24 protein-coding genes are annotated in these 18,386 nt (G+C 66.8%); 13 read left to right on the top strand and 11 right to left on the bottom strand.

The genetic code is table 11. The features are described 5' to 3' along the window. Window positions 1-58: 58 nt before the first annotated feature. Window positions 59-394 (bottom strand): hypothetical protein, encoded by a 336-nt coding sequence (locus tag POL67_RS41965; protein ID WP_271926715.1) that lies wholly within the window; start codon window positions 392-394, stop codon window positions 59-61. Between the two features lie 125 nt (window positions 395-519). On the opposite strand from POL67_RS41965, the gene POL67_RS41960 reads away from it, so the two are divergent. Both POL67_RS41960 and POL67_RS41955 read left to right on the top strand, forming a co-directional pair. After that, complete coding sequence (locus POL67_RS41960) at window positions 520-2,490, top strand: c-type cytochrome (protein WP_271926714.1); 1,971 nt, start codon at window positions 520-522, stop codon at window positions 2,488-2,490. Between the two features lie 38 nt (window positions 2,491-2,528). Beyond that, on the top strand, window positions 2,529-3,554 hold the full coding sequence (locus POL67_RS41955; RefSeq protein WP_271926713.1) for a hypothetical protein: 1,026 nt from the start codon (window positions 2,529-2,531) through the stop codon (window positions 3,552-3,554). A gap of 29 nt (window positions 3,555-3,583) precedes the next feature. Here POL67_RS41955 and POL67_RS41950 read toward each other — a convergent pair whose 3' ends face one another. Both POL67_RS41950 and POL67_RS41945 read right to left on the bottom strand, forming a co-directional pair. Beyond that, entirely contained in the window at window positions 3,584-3,997 is a 414-nt protein-coding gene (locus POL67_RS41950; RefSeq protein ID WP_271926712.1) for a SpoIIAA family protein, read from the bottom strand. A 234-nt stretch (window positions 3,998-4,231) separates the two neighbouring features. Then, window positions 4,232-4,435: a hypothetical protein gene (locus tag POL67_RS41945; RefSeq protein WP_271926711.1), complete on the bottom strand. Its 204-nt coding sequence runs from the start codon at window positions 4,433-4,435 to the stop codon at window positions 4,232-4,234. Between the two features lie 145 nt (window positions 4,436-4,580). Here POL67_RS41945 and POL67_RS41940 point away from each other — a divergent pair, with 145 nt between their 5' ends. Genes POL67_RS41940 through POL67_RS41930 form a run of 3 tightly spaced genes read left to right on the top strand, consistent with a single transcriptional unit; the run spans window position 4,581 to window position 6,700 of the window. Then, window positions 4,581-4,742 (top strand): helix-hairpin-helix domain-containing protein, encoded by a 162-nt coding sequence (locus POL67_RS41940; RefSeq protein ID WP_271926710.1) that lies wholly within the window; start codon window positions 4,581-4,583, stop codon window positions 4,740-4,742. 5 nt (window positions 4,743-4,747) lie between these two features. After that, window positions 4,748-6,280 (top strand): PHP domain-containing protein, encoded by a 1,533-nt coding sequence (locus tag POL67_RS41935; RefSeq protein ID WP_271926708.1) that lies wholly within the window; start codon window positions 4,748-4,750, stop codon window positions 6,278-6,280. 57 nt (window positions 6,281-6,337) lie between these two features. Further along, window positions 6,338-6,700, top strand: coding sequence for a hypothetical protein (locus tag POL67_RS41930; RefSeq protein WP_271926707.1), 363 nt, complete (start codon window positions 6,338-6,340; stop codon window positions 6,698-6,700). A gap of 3 nt (window positions 6,701-6,703) precedes the next feature. Here POL67_RS41930 and POL67_RS41925 read toward each other — a convergent pair whose 3' ends face one another. Both POL67_RS41925 and POL67_RS41920 read right to left on the bottom strand, forming a co-directional pair. Next, window positions 6,704-7,216, bottom strand: a complete 513-nt coding sequence (locus POL67_RS41925) for a hypothetical protein (RefSeq protein WP_271926706.1) — start codon at window positions 7,214-7,216, stop codon at window positions 6,704-6,706. A gap of 53 nt (window positions 7,217-7,269) precedes the next feature. Next, window positions 7,270-7,887, bottom strand: a complete 618-nt coding sequence (locus POL67_RS41920; RefSeq protein ID WP_271926704.1) for a rhomboid family intramembrane serine protease — start codon at window positions 7,885-7,887, stop codon at window positions 7,270-7,272. Window positions 7,888-8,052: 165 nt separating this feature from the next. On the opposite strand from POL67_RS41920, the gene POL67_RS41915 reads away from it, so the two are divergent. Both POL67_RS41915 and POL67_RS41910 read left to right on the top strand, forming a co-directional pair. Beyond that, on the top strand, window positions 8,053-8,451 hold the full coding sequence (locus POL67_RS41915) for a hypothetical protein (RefSeq protein WP_271926703.1): 399 nt from the start codon (window positions 8,053-8,055) through the stop codon (window positions 8,449-8,451). Continuing rightward, window positions 8,451-9,665, top strand: a complete 1,215-nt coding sequence (locus POL67_RS41910; RefSeq protein ID WP_271926702.1) for a DUF3570 domain-containing protein — start codon at window positions 8,451-8,453, stop codon at window positions 9,663-9,665. Before POL67_RS41915 ends, POL67_RS41910 begins: the two co-directional genes overlap by 1 nt. A gap of 13 nt (window positions 9,666-9,678) precedes the next feature. On the opposite strand, the gene POL67_RS41905 is transcribed toward POL67_RS41910, so the two are convergent. The 3 genes from POL67_RS41905 to POL67_RS41895 form a co-directional block, all read right to left on the bottom strand. Beyond that, a complete protein-coding gene (locus POL67_RS41905; RefSeq protein WP_271926700.1) occupies window positions 9,679-10,326 on the bottom strand; it encodes a hypothetical protein in 648 nt (215 codons plus the stop codon). A 118-nt stretch (window positions 10,327-10,444) separates the two neighbouring features. Then, complete coding sequence (locus POL67_RS41900; protein ID WP_271926699.1) at window positions 10,445-10,660, bottom strand: DUF4266 domain-containing protein; 216 nt, start codon at window positions 10,658-10,660, stop codon at window positions 10,445-10,447. A 46-nt stretch (window positions 10,661-10,706) separates the two neighbouring features. Next, the gene (locus POL67_RS41895) at window positions 10,707-11,369 is read right to left on the bottom strand and encodes a DUF2271 domain-containing protein (RefSeq protein ID WP_271926698.1); all 663 of its coding nucleotides are present in this window, start codon (window positions 11,367-11,369) and stop codon (window positions 10,707-10,709) included. Window positions 11,370-11,457: 88 nt separating this feature from the next. On the opposite strand from POL67_RS41895, the gene POL67_RS41890 reads away from it, so the two are divergent. From POL67_RS41890 to POL67_RS41880, 3 genes are read left to right on the top strand one after another with little or no spacing between them, the layout of a single operon-like run. Further along, entirely contained in the window at window positions 11,458-12,015 is a 558-nt protein-coding gene (locus POL67_RS41890) for a hypothetical protein (RefSeq protein WP_271926696.1), read from the top strand. After that, entirely contained in the window at window positions 12,012-12,518 is a 507-nt protein-coding gene (locus tag POL67_RS41885; RefSeq protein WP_271926694.1) for a hypothetical protein, read from the top strand. Before POL67_RS41890 ends, POL67_RS41885 begins: the two co-directional genes overlap by 4 nt. After that, window positions 12,515-12,652, top strand: a complete 138-nt coding sequence (locus POL67_RS41880; protein ID WP_271926692.1) for a hypothetical protein — start codon at window positions 12,515-12,517, stop codon at window positions 12,650-12,652. The genes POL67_RS41885 and POL67_RS41880 overlap by 4 nt, the downstream gene beginning before the upstream one ends. A 342-nt stretch (window positions 12,653-12,994) precedes the next feature. On the opposite strand, the gene POL67_RS41875 is transcribed toward POL67_RS41880, so the two are convergent. Beyond that, complete coding sequence (locus tag POL67_RS41875) at window positions 12,995-13,615, bottom strand: hypothetical protein (RefSeq protein WP_271926690.1); 621 nt, start codon at window positions 13,613-13,615, stop codon at window positions 12,995-12,997. Between the two features lie 316 nt (window positions 13,616-13,931). Between POL67_RS41875 and POL67_RS41870 the strand changes: the two genes are divergently transcribed. Further along, complete coding sequence (locus POL67_RS41870) at window positions 13,932-14,795, top strand: NmrA family NAD(P)-binding protein (protein WP_271926688.1); 864 nt, start codon at window positions 13,932-13,934, stop codon at window positions 14,793-14,795. Between the two features lie 15 nt (window positions 14,796-14,810). Here POL67_RS41870 and POL67_RS41865 read toward each other — a convergent pair whose 3' ends face one another. After that, window positions 14,811-15,725 (bottom strand): alpha/beta fold hydrolase, encoded by a 915-nt coding sequence (locus tag POL67_RS41865; protein WP_271926687.1) that lies wholly within the window; start codon window positions 15,723-15,725, stop codon window positions 14,811-14,813. A gap of 93 nt (window positions 15,726-15,818) precedes the next feature. Then, window positions 15,819-16,640, bottom strand: a complete 822-nt coding sequence (locus tag POL67_RS41860; protein WP_271926685.1) for a helix-turn-helix domain-containing protein — start codon at window positions 16,638-16,640, stop codon at window positions 15,819-15,821. A gap of 19 nt (window positions 16,641-16,659) precedes the next feature. Between POL67_RS41860 and POL67_RS41855 the strand changes: the two genes are divergently transcribed. Together POL67_RS41855 and POL67_RS41850 are read left to right on the top strand one after the other, a co-directional pair. Next, entirely contained in the window at window positions 16,660-17,133 is a 474-nt protein-coding gene (locus POL67_RS41855) for a fascin domain-containing protein (RefSeq protein ID WP_271926684.1), read from the top strand. A 252-nt stretch (window positions 17,134-17,385) separates the two neighbouring features. Next, complete coding sequence (locus POL67_RS41850; protein WP_271926683.1) at window positions 17,386-18,372, top strand: nucleoside hydrolase; 987 nt, start codon at window positions 17,386-17,388, stop codon at window positions 18,370-18,372. The last annotated feature ends 14 nt before the right edge of the window (window positions 18,373-18,386 follow it).

The raw sequence follows: 18,386 nt of genomic DNA, 5'->3' as shown, positions 1-18,386 counted from the left end.
ATCGGGAGTCGCGTGGGGTGTATATACATCGCGCCACGCGTCGTCCGGCGCGCAGAGATCAGGGCTCGGCGCGGCGACAGGTGACGTCGACGATTTCGCGCTGCCAGCCCACGGACGAGCTTGCCTGGATGCGGCGGAACTCGGCGACGGCGCGGACACGCGCGTCGTCCTCGTCGGCGGCCTCGATACGGAAGGTGCCGCGGAAGGTCCGCGCCTCCTGGCCCGCATGCTCGGCGAACGTCGGTTCCTTGTACGATATGACGATCTCGTAGAGAGCGCCGCGCGGGGCGGGGGCGCTCTGGGAAGTGCGCTCGGCCCTCTCGCGCTCCAGCGTATCGGGGAGGACCCGCCGCGTGCTCGGGGCGTCGTCCGTCGCGTCGTTTGGCGTCGTCACGAGGGACATCCTAGCAGAGGGAACACGCCTCCCCCAAGAGGGTTTCGTGCGTGGTCCTTGACGCAGAAAGGAGGCAGCGCGAAAAAATCTCGCGCATCCCGCGGACACGAAAGGCCGCGATCAAGATGACCTGTCGCTCTCCCTGGAAACACGCGGCGCTCGCCGCGTCCCTCGTCGCGTGCGGCGTCGCGGGAAGCAGTTGCACCTCCAACAATCGTAGTGGGGAGAACGTCGGCGCCGCGTCGAGCGCGTCCGCTTCTCCAGCCGCGCCCGCGGCGTCCGTCGCGCCGAGCGGCCCGCCGCGTTGCGCAGCGCGATCCCCCCGTCGCTTCGAGCGCGCAGCGGCCGGCGGCGCGAGCTCGGCGGTGACGCTCGTCCGTGCGGGGGAGCACACGCTCGCGGTCGTCGCGGATCACGACGAGCGGGCGCTTCATGTGGTCGACACGGGTTCGATGCAACAGGTGTCGGTGACGCCGCTCGAAGGCCGGCCAGGGCACGTGCTCGCGCTCGAAGGTGGCCTCATCGCGGTGGGGCTGCGCGATACATCGCGCGTGGTTTTGCTCGAGCCTGCCGACGAGGCGCTCGCAAAACCCTTCGAGGAGCGATGCGCGGTGGACGTGGCGGCCGAGCCGTGGGCGTTCGCGGAAGAGAGCGGATCGCTGCTCGTGACCAGCGGGTTCGGCGGGGCGCTCACGGTGCTCGCGACGGCCGATCTCTCGGTTTCGCGCGTGACGCCGCTGCCGCGTGAGCCACGCGCGGTGATCGTGGCGAACGCGGGCGGGGCGGCGTTCGTCACGCACGCCGTGGGGGGCGTCGTGTCGATGATCGATCGGAAAGACGCGGCGAAGGAGCCCGAGACGATCTCGCTGCACACGGGCCGGCGCGTGGGCGCGGATGGAACGTTCGACGACAAAACACCTCGCGCGGCCTCGCAAGGGTATGCGCTCGCGCGTGTGGTCGGGACGCGCAGCGACGGGACGCGGGACGCGCTCCGGATCTTCGCGCCGCACACGAGCGTGGATCCAGGCGCGCCGGCCGTGGGAATGACGATCGGATACGGCGGATCCGGTCAAGGGCCGCGGACGATGGCGCAGCTCGTGAGCGTCGTCGATCCGGGCGCGAAGCGATCGATCACGAATCACGTGGCGAGCGTATTCAACGCGGCGTTCGGGCAGGATTGTATTCTGCCGCGGAGCGCGGCGGCGGACGAGGATGGCCTCTTCGTCGCGTGCCTCGACATCGACGCGGTGATCGAAATGGATCCGTGGGTCGGCGATCCGAGCCTCGCCGAGCGGCGGCGGGTCGCGCTTCCCGCGGGCCCGAGCTCGCTCGTGCTCTCCGACGAGGGAAAACGTGTGTTCGTATGGTCGGAGATGGATCGTGCGCTCTCGCGTATCGAGCGTGAATCGTTTGCCGTGACGAGCGTACTGCTCTGGCGGCGATCGGGCGTGGCGCGGGACGCGAAGATCGAGCGAGGCCGGCGGCTGTTTCATACGACGCGGGACGCGCGTCTCGGCATGGGCCGCGGCTGCGCGAGCTGCCATCCCGAAGGGCGCGAGGACGGGCTCGCGTGGACGAGCCCCGACGGCCTGCGACAAACGCCGATGCTCGCGGGGCGCGTCGCGAGCACGGGGCCGTATGGATGGTTCGGGGAGCATGCGACGGTGCGGGATCATTTGAACGAGACGTTCACGCGGCTCGGCGGGACCGGCCTCGCGAAGCATTCGGAGGAGGAGTACGAGGCGCTGCTCGCGTACGTGTCGTCATTGCCACCGCCGCCGCAAATGAAGTCGAAGGATCCGGAGCTCACGGCGCGAGGCAAGCAGGTGTACGTGGCCTATGGCTGCAATGGTTGCCACAAGGACGGAGGCACGGATGGGAAGCCGCACGACGTGGGCAGCGGGCAAAAAGGCGAGCGACGCGTCGATTTCGACACCCCGTCGCTGCTCGGCGTGCGCGGGACCGCGCCCTATTACCACGACGGGCGCTACTCGACGCTCGACGAGATGCTCTCGGCGAAGGATCAACGCATGTTCCCCGGCACGCTGAGCGGCGCGGACAAGAAGGCGCTGCTCGCCTACCTGGAGACGTTGTGATGGTGCGCTCGGTGCGAGCGGGGATCGGAATGCGAAACGTGGCTGCGTTGGTGTTCGGCGCGACGCTGCTTTCGATGCAGGGAGGGCCCGCACGCGCGGCCGACGCGCCCGCGCCGCCGCCGGGCTGGGAGGCGCCTCCGCCGCTCGCCACGAAACCGGCGAAGGCCCCGAGGGCCCCCGCGTGTTGCCAGCACGACGCGATCTGTTGCTCGCGACAAACCTCGATCGATCAGGCGCGGATCCGCCGTGTCGTGCGGATGATCGAGGTGCGTATCGCCGACTTGCCGAAGGAGGAGGTGCAGGAAGCGCCGAAGGACGGGCCGGGGATTGCCGGCGTGCGGCCGCTCAAGATTGTGGACGGCAATGGTAGATCCTTTCCGTGGCTCGATGGGCCTGTGGGAGAGATTCGCCTGATGCCGCCGGGGCAATGCGGCGAGCTCACGATCGGCAAGGACGCCTGGCCCTTGCCGTTCTACGCCGAGCCGGAGTTTCAGGGCATGGGCAGCGGGCGGGTGCTCGGGCGCTTCACGGACAAACCGGCCGACAAGGGGCGCAGCCTGATCGCGGGCTCTCTCTCGTATCTATCCTTCGATCGCGCCGAGGGGGACGGGATCGTCGTGGAGCGCGTGGAAGGAAACCTCGAAGGGACGCCTGACCTCCGCGTGACGCGCCGGGCGCACGTCGTGGCCGCGCCGATCCTGCCGGGCCGCGTGAATGCATACCAGGACAAACAAGGGGACGAGGTGCGGGTCGTCTTTGTCTTGCCAGAGGTGCTGCTGGGGTTCGAGGCGAAGGAGACGAAGGTCGCAGGCGGGTTTTTGCGGGTGCGCGGCGAGGCGACGGAGACGTTCACGACGTACACGATCCCGATGGGACCGGGGCGGAGCGGGGTCGGGACGTTCGTGATCATGAGCCGCTGGCTCCGGCGGTGGTTTCCCCCGAAAAACCAGGAAAAACTGCCGGCGTCGCAGCCGGGAGGCGTCGCGGTGAGCCAGACGTCGGTCGAGGCGGAGCCACGCGCGCGGGTCTTTTTGTACGAGCCGGAGCCCGACATTTTCGAGTAGGCCTGTCCGAATCGGGCGGGCTTTTGCCATTACGAGGAACCGTTTTGCCTTCCGGCCTTGATGAGCGCGCGGCGCTCCGCGAGCCAGGCGCGGGCTTCGGTTTCGGTCGCGAAATAGCGGGTGGGCACCGCGTCGATTCGCCGGAGGAAGCTGCCGGCGCGTACGACGAGGTCCGCGAGGACGCGGATCGCGAAGTGCGCCCCGAAGACGGCCACGCCGAGCACGGGGACGTCGTGCACCTTCTCCGCCCCCGCCTTGCGCGCGCCCGCGCTGACGGATCCGGTGCGTGAGAGATCCACGAGCTTCAGGAGATAGGGGCGGCCGGCGATGAGGGATTTTTCCCGTGACGTCAGCTCGCGCATCTCCGCCTCGCTGATGTCACCGACGAACCTCCACACGGCCGTATCCGGCGGCTCGAAAAATACCGTATGCTTCTCCCTCATCGGGTGTCTCGCGACACGATCGAGCGTAGATCGTGCCGAAGCCGATAGGTGAAACCAAGCAAAAACAGCGCGCGAACCGCGCTCGGTCGGGAGAGCCGTATTACCTCGAAGCGGCGCGTCAGCGGGATGACGGAAGTGCCTTGCTTGCGCTCGGCACTGCTGGATACGCGTGCGACCCACGTCGTGGTGTAATGCTATAATGATTTAGAAGGGAAAACCAACGGTGGGGCACGCTCAGTACCGGCGTCCTGGCGCGGCGGTATCCCGGAGCGGTGCCGGCATATCGTCGGAATCGCGCGCTGGTGCCATTTCGAGCGTCGACGGATGAACGAGGACGGGCGCGCGGGAAAGGAGCACGTACGCACCGAGCAAACACGTCACGGTCACCACGACGACGGCGAGCGGGTGCGGCTTCGCCTGCAAGTGCGCATGCGGCAAGGGGACCTCCTCGAAGAAAAAAAGGATGCCCGCTCGAGGGCGCCATCGTCCACGGAAAAGAAAGCGCACGCGGACATTGAATGTCCCAGGCTTGACAGGGCGTCGGTTCTGTGCCTGTTGGTACTGGCTGGAGAGGATGAGCACGATGGTGGACAAGCTCGATGTCGCCCGAGCGCTTCGCGAGATCGGAGCCCTGCTCCGATGCAAAGGGGAGAGCTCGTTCAAGGTGCAGGCCTACGAGAATGGCTCTGCCGCCGTGGAGGCGATCTCGAGGACCTCGTTCGGCTGGTCGAGGAGGGGCGCCTGACGCAGGTGCCCGGCATTGGTGCTTCGCTCGCCTCCATCATCACCGAGCTCGTCCGCACGGGGCAATCCGAGCTGCTCACGAAGCTTCGCGCGGAGCTGCCGCCCGGCGTGCTCGAGCTGTGCGAGATTCCCGGGCTCAGCCCGAAAAAAGTCCAGGTGCTCCACGACGCGCTGGGAATCACGAGCGTGGAGGAGCTCCGGCAGGCGTGCCTCGCGGGCCGCGTCCGTTCGGTGAAAGGATTCGGTCTGAAGACGCAGCAGAGCCTGCTCGAAGCCATCGCGCAGCGGGAGACGCGCGAGGCGCGGGTGCTGCTCGTCGACGCGCTCGGCGTCGCGGAGCCGCTGCTCGACCACCTCCGCGCCTTCCCCGAGGTGAAGCATGCGGATCTCGCCGGGGACGTGCGTCGTTTTTGCGAAACGGTCTCCGAGGTGCATGTCGTCGTGGCGAGCGACGAGGCCTGCGTGGTGCTCGATCACGCCGAGCAATTTCCGCGGGTGACGCGGGTGCGGGGCCGAGACGCGCAGCGGGTTGATCTGTGTCTTGCGGGAGACGTGCCGGCATCGGTGCATGTGGTCGCGCCGGCCCATTACGCGGGCGCTCTTTTGACGCATACGGGCTCCTCGGCGCACCTCGCCGAGCTCGGCCGGGTGGCCGTGGAGCAGGGCCTCGATCTCGATGGGGGGCGCGCGCTCGTCAGCATCGAGAGCGAGGCGCAGATGTACCGGGCGCTCGGCCTGCATCCCGTGCCGCCTGAGCTTCGCGAGGGCGACGGGGAGATCGAGGCCGCGCGGCAGGACGATTTCGCCGACCTCGTGACGCTGGGCGACATCCAGGGCATGGTGCATTGCCACACGGTCTTTTCCGACGGCAACGACACGATCGAGGACATGGCGCGCGCGGCCGAGGCGATGGGGATGAAATACCTCACGATCACAGACCACTCGCCGACGGCACATTACGCGAGGGGCGTGGAGCTCGATCGGCTGAAATCGCAATGGGACGAGATCGCGCGCGTCCAGGAGCGCGTAAAGATCAGGCTTCTGCGCGGGACGGAGTCGGACATCCTCGCGACGGGCGCGCTCGATTACCCCGACGTCATCCTGGAGCAACTCGACGTGGTGATCGCGAGCGTCCATTCACGCATGAAGATGGACGAGGCCGCGATGACGCAAAGGCTCGTGGAGGCGATGCGGCAGCCGATTTTCAAGATATGGGGCCACCCGCTCGGACGCCTGCTCTTGCGGCGCGAGCCCTTTGCTTGCCGGGTCGAGGAGGTGCTCGACGTGATCGCCTCGTCGCGGGCCGCGATCGAGGTCAACGGGGACCCATACCGGCTCGACATGGAGCCGCGCTGGCTGAAGGAGGCGTGGAAGCGAGGGATTCGTTTTGTCATCTCGACGGACGCGCATTCGACGAAGGGCCTTTCGTCCCTGCGTTTCGGCGTGGGCATGGCGCGGCGAGGCGGGCTCCGCAGGGGCGAGGTTCTCAATGCGCTCGGCCCCGATGGCTTTGCGGCGGCGGTCAGGCCCAGCCATTGATGGTGGGCGCCGAAGTTGCAGGTGCTTCGGGTACGATCCTCGCACGGGCGTATCGGCATGACCCCCAAAGCGATGAACGACAGCCGCCCCCCGAGCCCCGCCCGCCCGCGGACGCTCCCGGGACGCGCTCCCGCCTCGAACGCCTGCCCGCTGTTTTTCCGTGTCCTCGTGTACGAGGCGCGATCGGGCGAGAAGAGTTTCACCGATTGCGGCTACGAGCTCGGCCGGCAGATTTTCTCCATCGTGGGAAATGAGCTCGGGGAAGACGTGCTCGGCGAGCTCGTCGTGCTGATCATGAAGCGCGACACCCTGTCGATCTTGCAATGGCTGAAGAGCCGCGTGCCCCGCATGATGGACATGATCCCGACGCGTGAGTACCGCGCATTCATGAAGGGATTCATGCAGGCGGTCGTCGAGTAAACGTCATTTGAGCTCGAGCATGAGCTCGAACTCGCCGGCCTCGTCCATCCACCCGTCGACGATGACGTAATAGGTCGCGTCCGCCTGGACGTCGATTTGATTGACGTCGTGGGCGTCGATCATCGATCCGAACGAGCAATCGAGCACGTCGCCTCCGCTGCCGGGGCAGGACGTCCACGTGTGCAGCCAGTGGTGCGCGTACTGGGGCTTCAGCGTGGCGATGAGCGTGCCCGGCGACGAGGGCCGGACGGGAAAGACGAGCTCTTTGCCGATTCTCTCGCCCGGCATGCAGCCGTTGAACATCGGGCTCTGCGTCGTCAAGTCCGTCCCCCGGCTCGTGTCGTCGAAGAGGGACAAGGACTCGCCGGGCGCGATCTCGGTGAGCGATGTGCAAGCCTCCCCGTTGTCCTGGTCCGGCGGGGCCGGAGGCGTGTATTCGTCGAGCGCGCAAGCCGAGAGCAAAAGGACGAGCCCCAGGCAAACCCCAGGACGTACGAGGCGAGGAAGGGTCCGCATGGCCTGCCAGCTTTCCATTGCGGCGCGCTCGATACAAGCGGGAAGTCGGGCGGTCAAAAGAAGCTCTTCACCGTTCGCTCCACGCGCGCCGGCTCGAAGAGGTACGTGAGCAGGGCGCCGTAAATCGCGCCGGAAAAATGCGCGTCGTGGTTGATATCGTCGCCGGCGGCGACGGAGTGCCAGGCGCTGTAGGCGAGGTACGCCACGGCGAACACGATGCCCGGCACGGGAATCGGCAGGAACATGAGCTGCAGCTTGAGCTTCGGGACCAGGAGGACGGCGCTGAACATCACGGCGGCCACGGCGCCGGACGCCCCGAGCGAGCTATAATTCTGTTTTCGCATGTACCGCAGGGTCGTGGGAATGAACCCGACGATCACCGCGGTCACGTACAGCACGAGGTACCGCGTCACGCCGAGCACGCGAATGGTTTGCTCCGTGAAGAAGTACAGCGAGAACATGTTGAACGCGAGGTGCGAGAAATCCGCGTGCACCCAGCCTGCGGTGAGCAGGCGATGGACGTGCCCGTTCTTGCGCACCTGGTAGGGGCTCAAGATCAGCGCTCGCCGCACGGGTTCGGAGGCCAACCCGAGAAGGCTCACGATCGCCACGGAAGCAATCAGCAAGACGGGAACGGGCAAGGCGAGGAGATGCGCCGGGAGATCGTTCATGACCGAAGGATATCACGGTACGGACGCATCGCGTGCCTCCCGCTCGTTGTTGAAAATCACTTGCATTTTCATGATTGTTCCGCTAGAAGCTGGCCATGATGTCAGAGGAAGCACGTGTTTGTGGCTGTTTCGCTGGAGGAGCACTCATGATGTTCGGGGGGATGTATGCGTGATTTCGTTCTGCGACGTTGCCTGACGAGCATGGTCGTCCCGGCCCTCGTCGTCGGCCTGCCTGCTTGCGCGGCGCTCGATAGCCACGACCAGGCACGAAAAACGGTGGAGGTATTGGACGAGGGCGCGAACGACGACACGAGCGCGAGCGCCGGAGGCGGTACGGGCGGCGCCGGAGGCACCGGCGGCAGTGGCGCGTCGACGTCCAGCTCCACGGGCTCGGGCACGTATCTGCCGCCCGACGACGACGACGACGACGACGACGATGATGACGATGATGACGATGACGATGATGACGACGATGATGACGACGATGATGACGACGATGATGACGATGATGACGATGATGACGACGATGATGACGACGAGGACGAATACGACGGCGAAGGTTGATGTCTTTCCTGCACCGTGAGATCGCGCTCCTCTGCGCTCTCCTTTCGTCGGTCCTCTCCCTTCCCCTTTCGTTTGCGAGCGACCCGAAGGCTGCGACGCCGGTGAAGCGTCAGGCCACGTCGGGCCTCGATGCCAGCGCCAGCGCCGAGACGTCCTTTTATCTCGACGATACCCATGTCGGTGTCGTGACCCCGACGATTGCGGGCACGATTTCGAGCCCGACGGCCGGCTGGTCCTTGAGCGGTCGTTATCTCGTCGACGTGGTGACCGCAGCGTCGCCCGATATCGTGGCCACCGCGTCGCCTCCCTGGACGGAGGTCCGTCACGCCGGAAACCTTGAAGGGGGCTACGAAAAAGGAGACGTGGGGGTCGGCGCGCATGCGTCGCTGTCGCGCGAGCCGGATTATCTGTCGATATCGGCAGGGCTCCGCGGGACGCTCGAGCTCGACGAAAAGAACTACGGGGTGCTGCTCGGGTATGCGTACCGGCACGATACGGCGGGACGCGCGGGCACTCCGTTCGACGTGTTTGGATGGACACTCGAGCGGCACGACCTGAATGCCGGGCTCACGATCGTCGTGAATCCCTCGACGATCGCGGCGATTCAGCTCGACGCGATGTTCGAGCGGGGAAATCAGGCCAAACCGTATCGTTACGTGCCCCTCTTCGAGGCAGGGGCCGCGGAGGAGGTCCCAGTCGGCGCGAGCGTCGAGCTCGTCAGCGCGCTACGCCTGCACGCGCGGCCCCTGGAGGCACTGCCTTTCACGCGGGATCGGTTCGCGCTGACCGGGCGTCTCGCGCACCGCCGCTCGGGCGGCACGCTGCGCGTCGAGGAGAGGCTCTACACGGATTCGTGGGGAATGGCCGCGAGCACGACGGATGCGCGATATTCGATCGATATCGGGCGGTACGTCACGATATGGCCACGCCTGCGCTTCCACGCGCAGACCGGCACCGTGTTCTGGCAGCGTGCGACCGAGGTGGCCGTCGCCGCGGACGGATCGATCACGATTCCCGAGATCCGGACCGGGGATCGCGAGCTCGGGCCGCTCTGGACGCTGACGGGCGGAGGAGGGGTGTCCGTGAAGCTCGGCGCGAGGTTCACGGCGAGCCTCCAGGTGGACGGGGTCTTCACGCATTACCTCGACGCGCTCTACCTCACGCGACGGAATGCCTTGTTCTCGGCGCTCGCCCTGCAAGCGACATTCGATTGACGTCGGTGGCGATTCAGAAAGCGTAGAAGCAGGAGAGCTCGGGCGAGAGGAGCGTGCCGGTCGAGGGAAAGGGCTTCGTGAATTTCACGGCAGCGGAGATGCCGAACGAAGGCGAGAACGCATAGGTCGCCGCGGCCCCGACGCCGATGAAGCCCGTTCCGGATTTTCGGTACGCGCTGAGCGTCTGCGAGGGGGGATTGTCGAGCTGGCTCGCAGGCGGTGGCCTCGTCGTGTCCTCTTCCACGACGACGCGGTATGCGGTGTCGAATTGAGCGATGCCGGCCGTGACGAAAAAGGAGCCACGGAACCCCGGCCTGGCGAAGGGCCGGGCGCCGAACGTGTACCCCGCGCGGAGCTCGCCGTGAAATGGCAAGAATTCCGGCGCCTCGGCGCCGCTCGGCCGCGGCCCACCCCCCCGAAGCACCCATCCGGCGCGCAACCCCAGCGTGATGTTGTCGAATACCACGCGGTCGAAGCCGAGCAAGATCCGCGTCGTTGCGATCTGGAGGCCGGGACGCACCTCTCCGCCGCGCTGGACGAGCGGCGTGCCGTGGTATTGCGTGCCCGAGTCCCGGAAGCACGCGTAATCCCCGTGGAGCTGGCTCTCCGGCGAGCAGACGTCGTTGCCCGCGTGGATCCCTAGATCCTGGACGAGCGACAACGAGAGGCCATTGTTCAGGCTTGGGGCCTTTTTCGGGATCCCGTCGGCGGCCAGCGTTTCTTTTGGTAAAACCAGGAGCGCCGCGACGAGGAGCCACGCTCCCCGCCACGCGCGCGCGTCAATTGCAGCCGCAGCCGCCCTCGGCGCTCGCCGATCCGCCGGTCGCGCCTTCGTGGACCGCTTGCATGTGGGATTCGCCGGGGCCGGACACGGGGCCGACCGCCATCGTCGGATGCGCGAGGCGACTGCGCTCGTAAGGCGCGACGTGCGTGCAGGCCGCGAGCCCGTGCAGGAGCCCGAGCAGGCATACGAACCGCGTGATGCGCAGGACCATCGAGACCTCTTGTCGAAATGAAATGGGTTCGAGGGATGGGCCCTCGTCAGGGTGTCCACGAGAGATACCTTCCGATGAATGCCGGGTCGTCCGGCAAGGTCGTCTCCTGGGCGCTCGGTCCCTTGACGAAATCGGTCGTCGTCCAGGGCCCGGACGGTTCGCCGGAGTCCGACGAGTTCCATTCAGTGAATTCGACGTGCACGCGATACGTGCCGTCCGGAGCCTCGAGGCCAGCCGTGTTCGTGCCATTCCAGGAGACCACGTGCTCGATGTGCGATTTTCTCGTGGCGCCGGTGACCGCATCCACGACATTTGTGCCCGATGCAGCTCTCCAGCGCACGAGGTGCTCGACGCGTTTGGCCGCCCATACCTCGAGCGTCTTCACGAACGTATCCTGCGCGTCTGTGATCCAGATGGCGCCGATGTTTTTCGGGGCATACTCACCGTCGAGGGAGACGGTGGTGACGCGAAATGCGAGCGTGCCGCCGGCGGGCGCTTCGCCGCCGGTTCCGCCCGCGCCGCCCATGCCCGTTCCCGTGCTGCTCGCCGCGTCGGAGGCCGCGCCGCCCGCGCCGTCATCGCCGCCATAAGGCGTCCAGAATGCAGGGTCGCTGCGGGTCGCGGGGCCACAAGCAAGCAGCATGGGCAAGAAGAGGCCTGCCGCCCACGTGAGGGCGATTCGTTTCGCGTTTCTCGTTGACCTGACCATCGGCGCCGGGTACCCTGTTGATGTTGATTTTTACTTTCATCTGCAGCTTAGAAGAGATCACGCCCTGGAGACAAGAGGAAAGTTGTTCGTGTCGACGCTGACGCAGAAGCCTGCTCCACGAAGGTCGGGCCCTCGCTGGTCCTCCGCGGTGCAATTCGCGGGGGTCTTTCTTTGGATTGCGGGTGTGGGATGCACGAACCCGCTCCAGGAGGGCGCCATTGCCGATCTTGGGCCCGAGTCACCAGCCATTCCTCTCGGCCCCTTGCACCGACCCGGACAACCGTGCCTCGTTTGCCACGACGGCGTCGAGGCCACCGAGCTCACCGTCGCCGGGACGATCTACGAGCGCGCCGATGCGACGAAGCCGATCCCCGATGTGCTCGTGCGTCTCGTCGACGCGCGCGGGACGGCCTACGTGACAGCCACGAACTGCGCCGGGAATTTTTTCGTGAGGCCCGGCGATTTCACACCCGAATATCCGATGCAGGTGGCGATCGAGCGTGATGGGTTTCGTCAGGAAATGGAATCGCCGGTGAACGTCGAAGGTTCGTGCGCGACCTGCCATACCAACGCCCCTGGTCCACGTTCCGCCGGCCGCGTCTTTTTGCTTTCTGTCGCCGCGACCCTGGAGGACCGTTGTCCGTGAGACGAATGCTCCTGCGCTCGTTGTTCCAGCTCGTGCTCCCCGCGCTCGCCGTCGCCTGCGCCCCCGAAGCCGAGCCGACGGATGTCTTGCTCGTCCCGAGCCGTGCCACGTATCCGAGCGTCGGCGGCGCGCTGGAGTACCGGTGCGCGACCCTCGATTGTCACGGAAAACCCGAGCGAAACCTGCGGCTCTACGGGAGCTCCGGGATGCGGCTCGCCGCGGAGGACGTGCCGGGCGACGGCGAGACGACCGATGCGGAGCACGATGCGAGTTATCGATCCGTGATCGGGCTCGAACCCGAGGTGCTCAGTCTGGTCTGCGCGGAGGGCGGCAACGAGCCGGAGCGGCTTTCGTTGATTCGAAAGGCCCGCGGCGAGGAGGCGCACAAGGGCGGCGCGCGGATCGTCCGCGGGGACGATGCGGATCGATGTCTGACGAGCTGGTTATCGGCCTCGACGGACGAAGCCGCGTGCGCGCGGGCGGCCGAGGATCAATCGGAATGAGCGCTGAGCATGCGGCGGAGCTCGGGGACGGCGGCGCGTGCCTCGGCGAGGTCACGCACGAAGCGGGTGGGGCTCGGGTGCGCAGGGCGGAGCGCCTGAACCGCGCGAAAAAGGAGATCGGCGAGGCTTCGTAACATCGCATTGGCCCCAATCACGACGATGGCCCGCGGAGGTCCCACATTCCGGGTTTCGGCGAATTGGCGGCGAGCCGCCATCGACATCCACTCCAGGCCGGAGACATCACAAAGCACGATGGCATGCGGCCACGTCCCGCCGGCCGCGAGTTGCGCGGCGAGGAGGGGCATCGCCTCCGCCACGTCGAGGGTGCCCCGCATCGTGACGTGCAGGAGATCGGGGGGTTCGATCCAGACGTCCGGGTGACTCGTCGGTATGCGTAGGGCGGGAGGCTCCAATTCGTCAGGACTCCGAGGATGCGGCAATGGGCATCCGAGGATACCGCGAACGAAGGCGCCCCCTCAACCGGATTTTCCCCAGCGGGAGAGCGCCGCCTTCAGCCACGCCGGTGCATCGGTCATGGGCGGCTGCGGCTCCGTGCGGGTCATTTCTTCCGCGCGGAGGAGCTGTGCGGCGAGCGGCGGCACATCCCATGCAGCGCGCTCCGCGTCGGTCGTCGTCGGGTCCGTGTCCCAAAGACGATGACATTCGCCATCGGGGACGAACTGCGTCCCGTATTTTTGCGGCCGACCCTGGTACATGCACCATCGGTCGTAGGCCGCGGCGGCGAGCCAGCGCGCCGGCCGAAAACCTCGCCCGGCCGCTTCACGCGCGAGTTCGTGCGCACGCCGCGCCTCGTCGGGGTGATCTCCATGGTTGAACAACCACGCGGCGTGAAACAGGTCCTCGGCCGAGGCACCTCCGCGCTCCTGCAAGAGGGTGAGCGCTGATTCTGCCTGCGCACGGCGGGCGCGGTCGCGTTCTCGGAGCGCGCGGTAGTCGGGTGTATCGACCGGGGGGACGGCGGCGTGCTCGCGCTCGTCCTCGGCGTGGAGCGTGGCGAGCGTGCGGGAGGGGTCGAGGTCCGAGGCGCGATGTTCGGCTGGGTTCATGGTACGTTCGAGCGCGGCTTCCTTTGTCATCGATTCGTCCTGGCTCCGTTTGTCTCACAATCACGCAAGGGCCAGGCAGGGACGAAAATGCATGACGCAGGTGGCGGACGAGCTTCCGAGAAATGCGTACCAGCGCGGCGCTGGAGCGGTCGAATACGGGCCGCGACGCGAGATTGCGGCCCGGAGAGTACATCAAGCCCAGTCGCCCCGGTCAAGCGACCGGCTCATGCGTCGAGGGCCCCGGCCGGCCGTGTGGTGAGCCCTCTTTCGAAATGTCTTGCATGGCGGATGTGTGTCCGTTATATGAGACGTGATTTCGGGATGGGGGCGTCGAAAGGAGTCCAGCATGTTTTTCGTGGTCGCAGGCGTGACGGGTAACGTCGGTTCGGTCGTCGCGGCAGAGCTCCTGGCCAAAGGGCAAAAGGTCAAGGTCCTCGTGCGCGACGCGGCCAAGGGCGCCGAATGGTCCAAGAAGGGCGCCGAGGTCGCGGTCGTCGCGCTCGGGGACAAGGACGCGCTCGCCGCCGCGCTCGCGGGCGCGCGAGGCTTCTTCGTGCTCCTGCCTCCGAACTTTGCAGCGCCTGATTTTTATGCCTACCAGCGTGAGACCGCGGATGGCATCGCCGCTGCGGTGAAGGCGAGCGGCGTCCCGCATGTCGTCCTTCTCTCCTCCGTGGGCGCGGATCTGCCGGACGGCACGGGGCCCATCAAAGGCCTTCATTACCTGGAGAATGCGCTCCGCGTGACGGGCACCACGCTCACCGCGATTCGCGCGGGGTATTTCCAGGAGAACGTCGCCAACTCACTCGCGCCGGCGCGGAACGCTGGGATCTTTCCGAACTTCACGCCATCGGCAGACTATCCCCTCCCGCAGATCGCCACCAAGGACATCGGCGCGCTCGCTGCCTCCTCGCTCCTCGAAGACGGGCAGAAGAACGAGAACATCGATTTGCACGGCCCCGCGTATTCGGTGCGGCAGGTCGCCGAGAAACTCGGGGCTGCGCTCGGGAAGACCCTCCAGGTGGTCGATATTCCGCAGGATGCTCATGTGAGCACGCTCGTGCAAGGAGGGGCGTCGCAGCACCACGCCGAGATCTTCGCCGAGATGTACCGCGGCTTCGCGAGCGGCGCCATTGCCCCGCGGGGCGACCGCCTGGTCGAGGGAAAAACGCCCATCGACGAGGTGATTCAGGCGCTCGCCCGTTCATGAGGAAGGCCGCGTCGCCTATTCCGCGGGCGCGTGTGCGTGGAGAAAAGGCCCCACGCGCGCCCGGACCCTTTCACGATCGGTAAAAATGCTCACGTGCTCGCCATTCTCGATGGCGAGGAGCTCGGCCCCGGGAACGCGGGCCGCGAGGATTTGCGCTTGCGCAAAGGGCGCCGCTCGGTCGTTCGTCCCGTGCACGACGAGGAGCGGCGCCGTGATTCGTTCCAGGGCAAACCCTTGATCGCGGCGCGTCACGGCGACGTCGTTCTCCGTGCCCTGGAGTCGGAGCGGCATTCGATCGAACGTGCTGAGCTGCAGCTCGCGCAAGAGCGGGCCCACCTCGGGATCGCCGAGCGTGCGGGCGCGTACGATTGGATCCGGAATCGAGCGGCGCGCCGATCGCTCTGGATCCTGCTCGGCCTTTCTCCGCATGGCGGCGACGAGCGGGCCGCAGCGCGCGGTGACCCGCATGAGGTACCACGCGAGCGGCAATCGCGTCTCGACGCGGGTGCAGACGGACGAAACGATGACGAGTCCCCAGCAGCGATCCGGATGGCTGAGGGCAAACTGGAGCGCGGACGGGCCGCCGCCGGAGATGGCCATCACGGCTGCCCGTTCGATTTCGAGCGCATCGAGGAGATCGCGGTAGAGATCGGCCTGCTCTGCGGGCGTTCGCCCGAGCGAGAGGCGTGTTCCGAGGTAACCGGGGCGAGAGGGCGCGACATATCGGAAGCCCGGAACACCCGCGGTGCGCGCGAGGAGCAGCGCCTGATCGTGGCCGCCCATTGCGCCGTGGAGCGCGAGCACCGGAGGGCCATCGCCGAGAAAGGCGCATTCGACGTCGCCGCGCCGCGTCCTCACCACCACCGGGCGTGAATCGCCCGACAGCGTTGCCGCTCCCTTCGACGGCGCTCGTTCCTTCGAAGCTTGCATGGGGGTCTCCTTCCGAGAGGGTCGCCCCTTCCTAGCGCGCGTGCGGCGGGCCGTATTGTAAAAATGCGACACGCCGCGCGAGCCTGCGGAGGGCTACGGACGATACCGGTGGACGATCCGCGTGTCGGCGCGTGTGAGCTGCCGGCTCCGGTGCGCGCCTTTTTCGCCGGGGAGGCGATCGGTCAGCGTCTTGAAGTCCCGGATCAAGTGCGGCTGGTCCGCGTAGCCGCATGCCTGGGCGAGCTCGGCGAGCGTCGCGAAGGTGCCGGTGTGCAGCGCGCCGAGGACGTTGCGGAGGCGGACGAGCCGGGCCATCCGCTTGGGCGTCATTCCAAACTGATCGAGGAAGAGGCGCTCCAGGCTGCGCGTGTGGAGACCGAGCTCGTCCGCAAGCGCGTCGACCCGGAGCTGACCTCCGTGCGCTTCGAGGAGGAGCGTGGCCCTGCGGCAGCGTGCATCCGTGACGAGCGGCGACGCGGCGTCCCGGACCAGATTCGCAAACGCGCGTTGTCGCGAGTCGAGGTCCGGGAGCGCGCGCAATCGCTCGGCCAGGGATTCGATCGGGATGCCTCGGATCTTCGTCACCTCGACGCATCCGTCGGTGAGCTCCGAGGAGCGAACGTCCGCGAAGCGCGGTGCCTGGCCGGCCCGGAAGCGGATGCCGAGGTACTCGCCGCCGGCGACGCGCTCGGTGGTGGCGCGCTCGGTGGCGGGCCCGATCAGCACCATTCGACAGCCGGCGGGAGAATGGCGGAAGATGAGGTGTGCTCCAGCGTCGGGGAACAACTCGTGGAACGTCGTGCCCGAGCCGCCGCTGCTTTTCGTCGCCCAGCAAAGGTCGATCTGCGTCGAGAGATCGGGGGGCGGAAGCGCGAAGATGCTGGAACTTGCATCCGCGGTGTTCGGCGTGGGCATGGGGCAAGGCTCCGTGATCGTGATAGCGCAGCGTCGCGTCTGGCGGAAGAGGGCGCTTCAGCGGCCGTCGGGGCGTCGCCTCGACTTGTTCGCCCCCGGATCGGGCATCACGTCGGCCTACCATACCGGCGACAGCGACACGGCGAGCAAGAACGGCACGTCCATGGCGAGCCCGCACGTCGACAACAATGGCGGGTCGTTGGAGAGCGGCGATTTCATCTCGCTGCAGGCCAGCAATGGGAGGTACATGGTGGCCGAGGACGGCGGCGGCAGCACGCTGGAAGCCAACCGCACGAGCCCTGGCGCCTGGGAGACGTTCCGTATCTGGAAGATCGGCGGTTCGGGCGTCATCCACAGCGGTGATAGCATCGCCCTCCAGAGCTCGAACGGCAAGTACGTCGCGGCCGAAAACGGTGGTGGGGGCGAGGTGAACGCAAACCGCTCGTCGATCGGCCCGTGGGAGACCTTGAAGGTTTCCTTCGTCGGGTGGTGAGCGCGCGCTGGATTCCCCGCGCTGCTGGGGCCAGAGCGGAGGGTCGCGAGGCGCACGATGTCGTCGACGTCATGCGCCTCGCGAGCTTGACAGAGCACCGTTCCTCTGTTGTCGTCCATCCATGGGGAATCGGGCCATCGCGGATTCAGCGTGGCTGCGGCTTTGGGCGCTGACCCTTTCGGGGGGGGCGCCGCGTGTGCCCCCTCCGACGGCGCCTATCGAACCAAGACACCCCGCGGGACCGGAAGGAACATGCTCGACGTCGTCTGGGACATGGAGACGGGGGATCCGGATGATTTTCTCACGCTGCTCCTCCTGCTCGGCCACCCCGAGGTCAACCTCAAGGCGGTGACCATTACGCCGGGCACACCCGATCAGGTGGGGGTGGTGCGCCAGGCCCTCCGCTGGTTTGGCAGGGACATCCCGGTGGGGGCGTACAACCTCGACCACCAACCGAAATCGGTCCGGGAAGGCACGGGCCCGGGGGAGGGGCGGCACGGGCCACGAGGCGTGTGTGTTTCTTCCTGGCATTACAAGGCCTACGGCGAGATCCCGCCCTCGCGAGACGCCGCGCCCGGGCCGGAGGTCTTGCGCGCCGTCTGCGACGCATCGACCACCTTGATCACCGGCGCCCCGCTCAAGAACCTGGGCGGCGCCATGAAGCTCCCCGGCTTCCAGGTGGGACGCCTCGTCGTCCAAGGGGGCTTCGCCGGCGAGGGCGTCGTTCCGCCCGAGCGCCAGCTCCCGAAATTTCGTGGGATGGTCACCTGTCCGACCTTCAACCTCAATGGGGATCCAAAATCCGCGCTGGAGGCGCTGCGATACCCTGGGATCGGGAGCCGCAGGTTCGTCTCCAAGAACGTTTGCCACGGGGTGATTTACGACCACGAAATGCATGCTCGGATCGAGGGGTTGAAGGACAAGAGCCAATCGCTCCGCCTGATCTGGCAAGGGATGGACGTCTATCTGGAGAAAAAGGGGGAAAAGCGACAAAACCGCTCTTCGCCGCCCGAGGTCGAAGAATCGGCGCCGGAGGCCATGGGGGGCAAGGCGTTCCATGATCCTTTGGCGGCCTGCTGCGCGATCGATCCCTCGATCGGCGCGTGGGCCGAGGTCGAGCTGTATCGTGAGAAAGGCGCCTGGGGCTCCCGGCTCGCTCCGGGGTCGGGCGTGTGGATCATCATCGGATACGATCGGGAGAAATTCCTCCGAACCCTGACCGCCCTGCCGGTCGGGTGAACCACGCATCGAGG

The organism is Polyangium mundeleinium, assembly GCF_028369105.1.
In the GTDB taxonomy this organism is placed as follows: Bacteria; Myxococcota_A; Polyangia; order Polyangiales; family Polyangiaceae; genus Polyangium; species Polyangium mundeleinium.
Note: the sequence above shows the minus strand (reverse complement) of the source record. Positions and strands in the feature narration are given on the sequence as shown.

Excerpts from the sequence above, each read along its gene's own strand:
- POL67_RS41900 (WP_271926699.1), bottom strand. The coding sequence starts at position 10,660 with ATGGTCCTGCGCATCACGCGGTTCGTATGCCTGCTCGGGCTCCTGCAC.
- POL67_RS41895 (WP_271926698.1), bottom strand. The coding sequence starts at position 11,369 with ATGGTCAGGTCAACGAGAAACGCGAAACGAATCGCCCTCACGTGGGCG.
- POL67_RS41880 (WP_271926692.1), top strand. The coding sequence starts at position 12,515 with ATGAGCGCTGAGCATGCGGCGGAGCTCGGGGACGGCGGCGCGTGCCTC.
- POL67_RS41910 (WP_271926702.1), top strand. The coding sequence starts at position 8,451 with ATGTCTTTCCTGCACCGTGAGATCGCGCTCCTCTGCGCTCTCCTTTCG.
- POL67_RS41960 (WP_271926714.1), top strand. The coding sequence starts at position 520 with ATGACCTGTCGCTCTCCCTGGAAACACGCGGCGCTCGCCGCGTCCCTC.
- POL67_RS41850 (WP_271926683.1), top strand. The coding sequence starts at position 17,386 with ATGCTCGACGTCGTCTGGGACATGGAGACGGGGGATCCGGATGATTTT.
- POL67_RS41870 (WP_271926688.1), top strand. The coding sequence starts at position 13,932 with ATGTTTTTCGTGGTCGCAGGCGTGACGGGTAACGTCGGTTCGGTCGTC.
- POL67_RS41925 (WP_271926706.1), bottom strand. The coding sequence starts at position 7,216 with ATGCGGACCCTTCCTCGCCTCGTACGTCCTGGGGTTTGCCTGGGGCTC.
- POL67_RS41920 (WP_271926704.1), bottom strand. The coding sequence starts at position 7,887 with ATGAACGATCTCCCGGCGCATCTCCTCGCCTTGCCCGTTCCCGTCTTG.
- POL67_RS41865 (WP_271926687.1), bottom strand. The coding sequence starts at position 15,725 with ATGCAAGCTTCGAAGGAACGAGCGCCGTCGAAGGGAGCGGCAACGCTG.
- POL67_RS41950 (WP_271926712.1), bottom strand. The coding sequence starts at position 3,997 with ATGAGGGAGAAGCATACGGTATTTTTCGAGCCGCCGGATACGGCCGTG.
- POL67_RS41860 (WP_271926685.1), bottom strand. The coding sequence starts at position 16,640 with ATGCCCACGCCGAACACCGCGGATGCAAGTTCCAGCATCTTCGCGCTT.
- POL67_RS41875 (WP_271926690.1), bottom strand. The coding sequence starts at position 13,615 with ATGACAAAGGAAGCCGCGCTCGAACGTACCATGAACCCAGCCGAACAT.
- POL67_RS41930 (WP_271926707.1), top strand. The coding sequence starts at position 6,338 with ATGACCCCCAAAGCGATGAACGACAGCCGCCCCCCGAGCCCCGCCCGC.
- POL67_RS41940 (WP_271926710.1), top strand. The coding sequence starts at position 4,581 with ATGGTGGACAAGCTCGATGTCGCCCGAGCGCTTCGCGAGATCGGAGCC.
- POL67_RS41915 (WP_271926703.1), top strand. The coding sequence starts at position 8,053 with ATGCGTGATTTCGTTCTGCGACGTTGCCTGACGAGCATGGTCGTCCCG.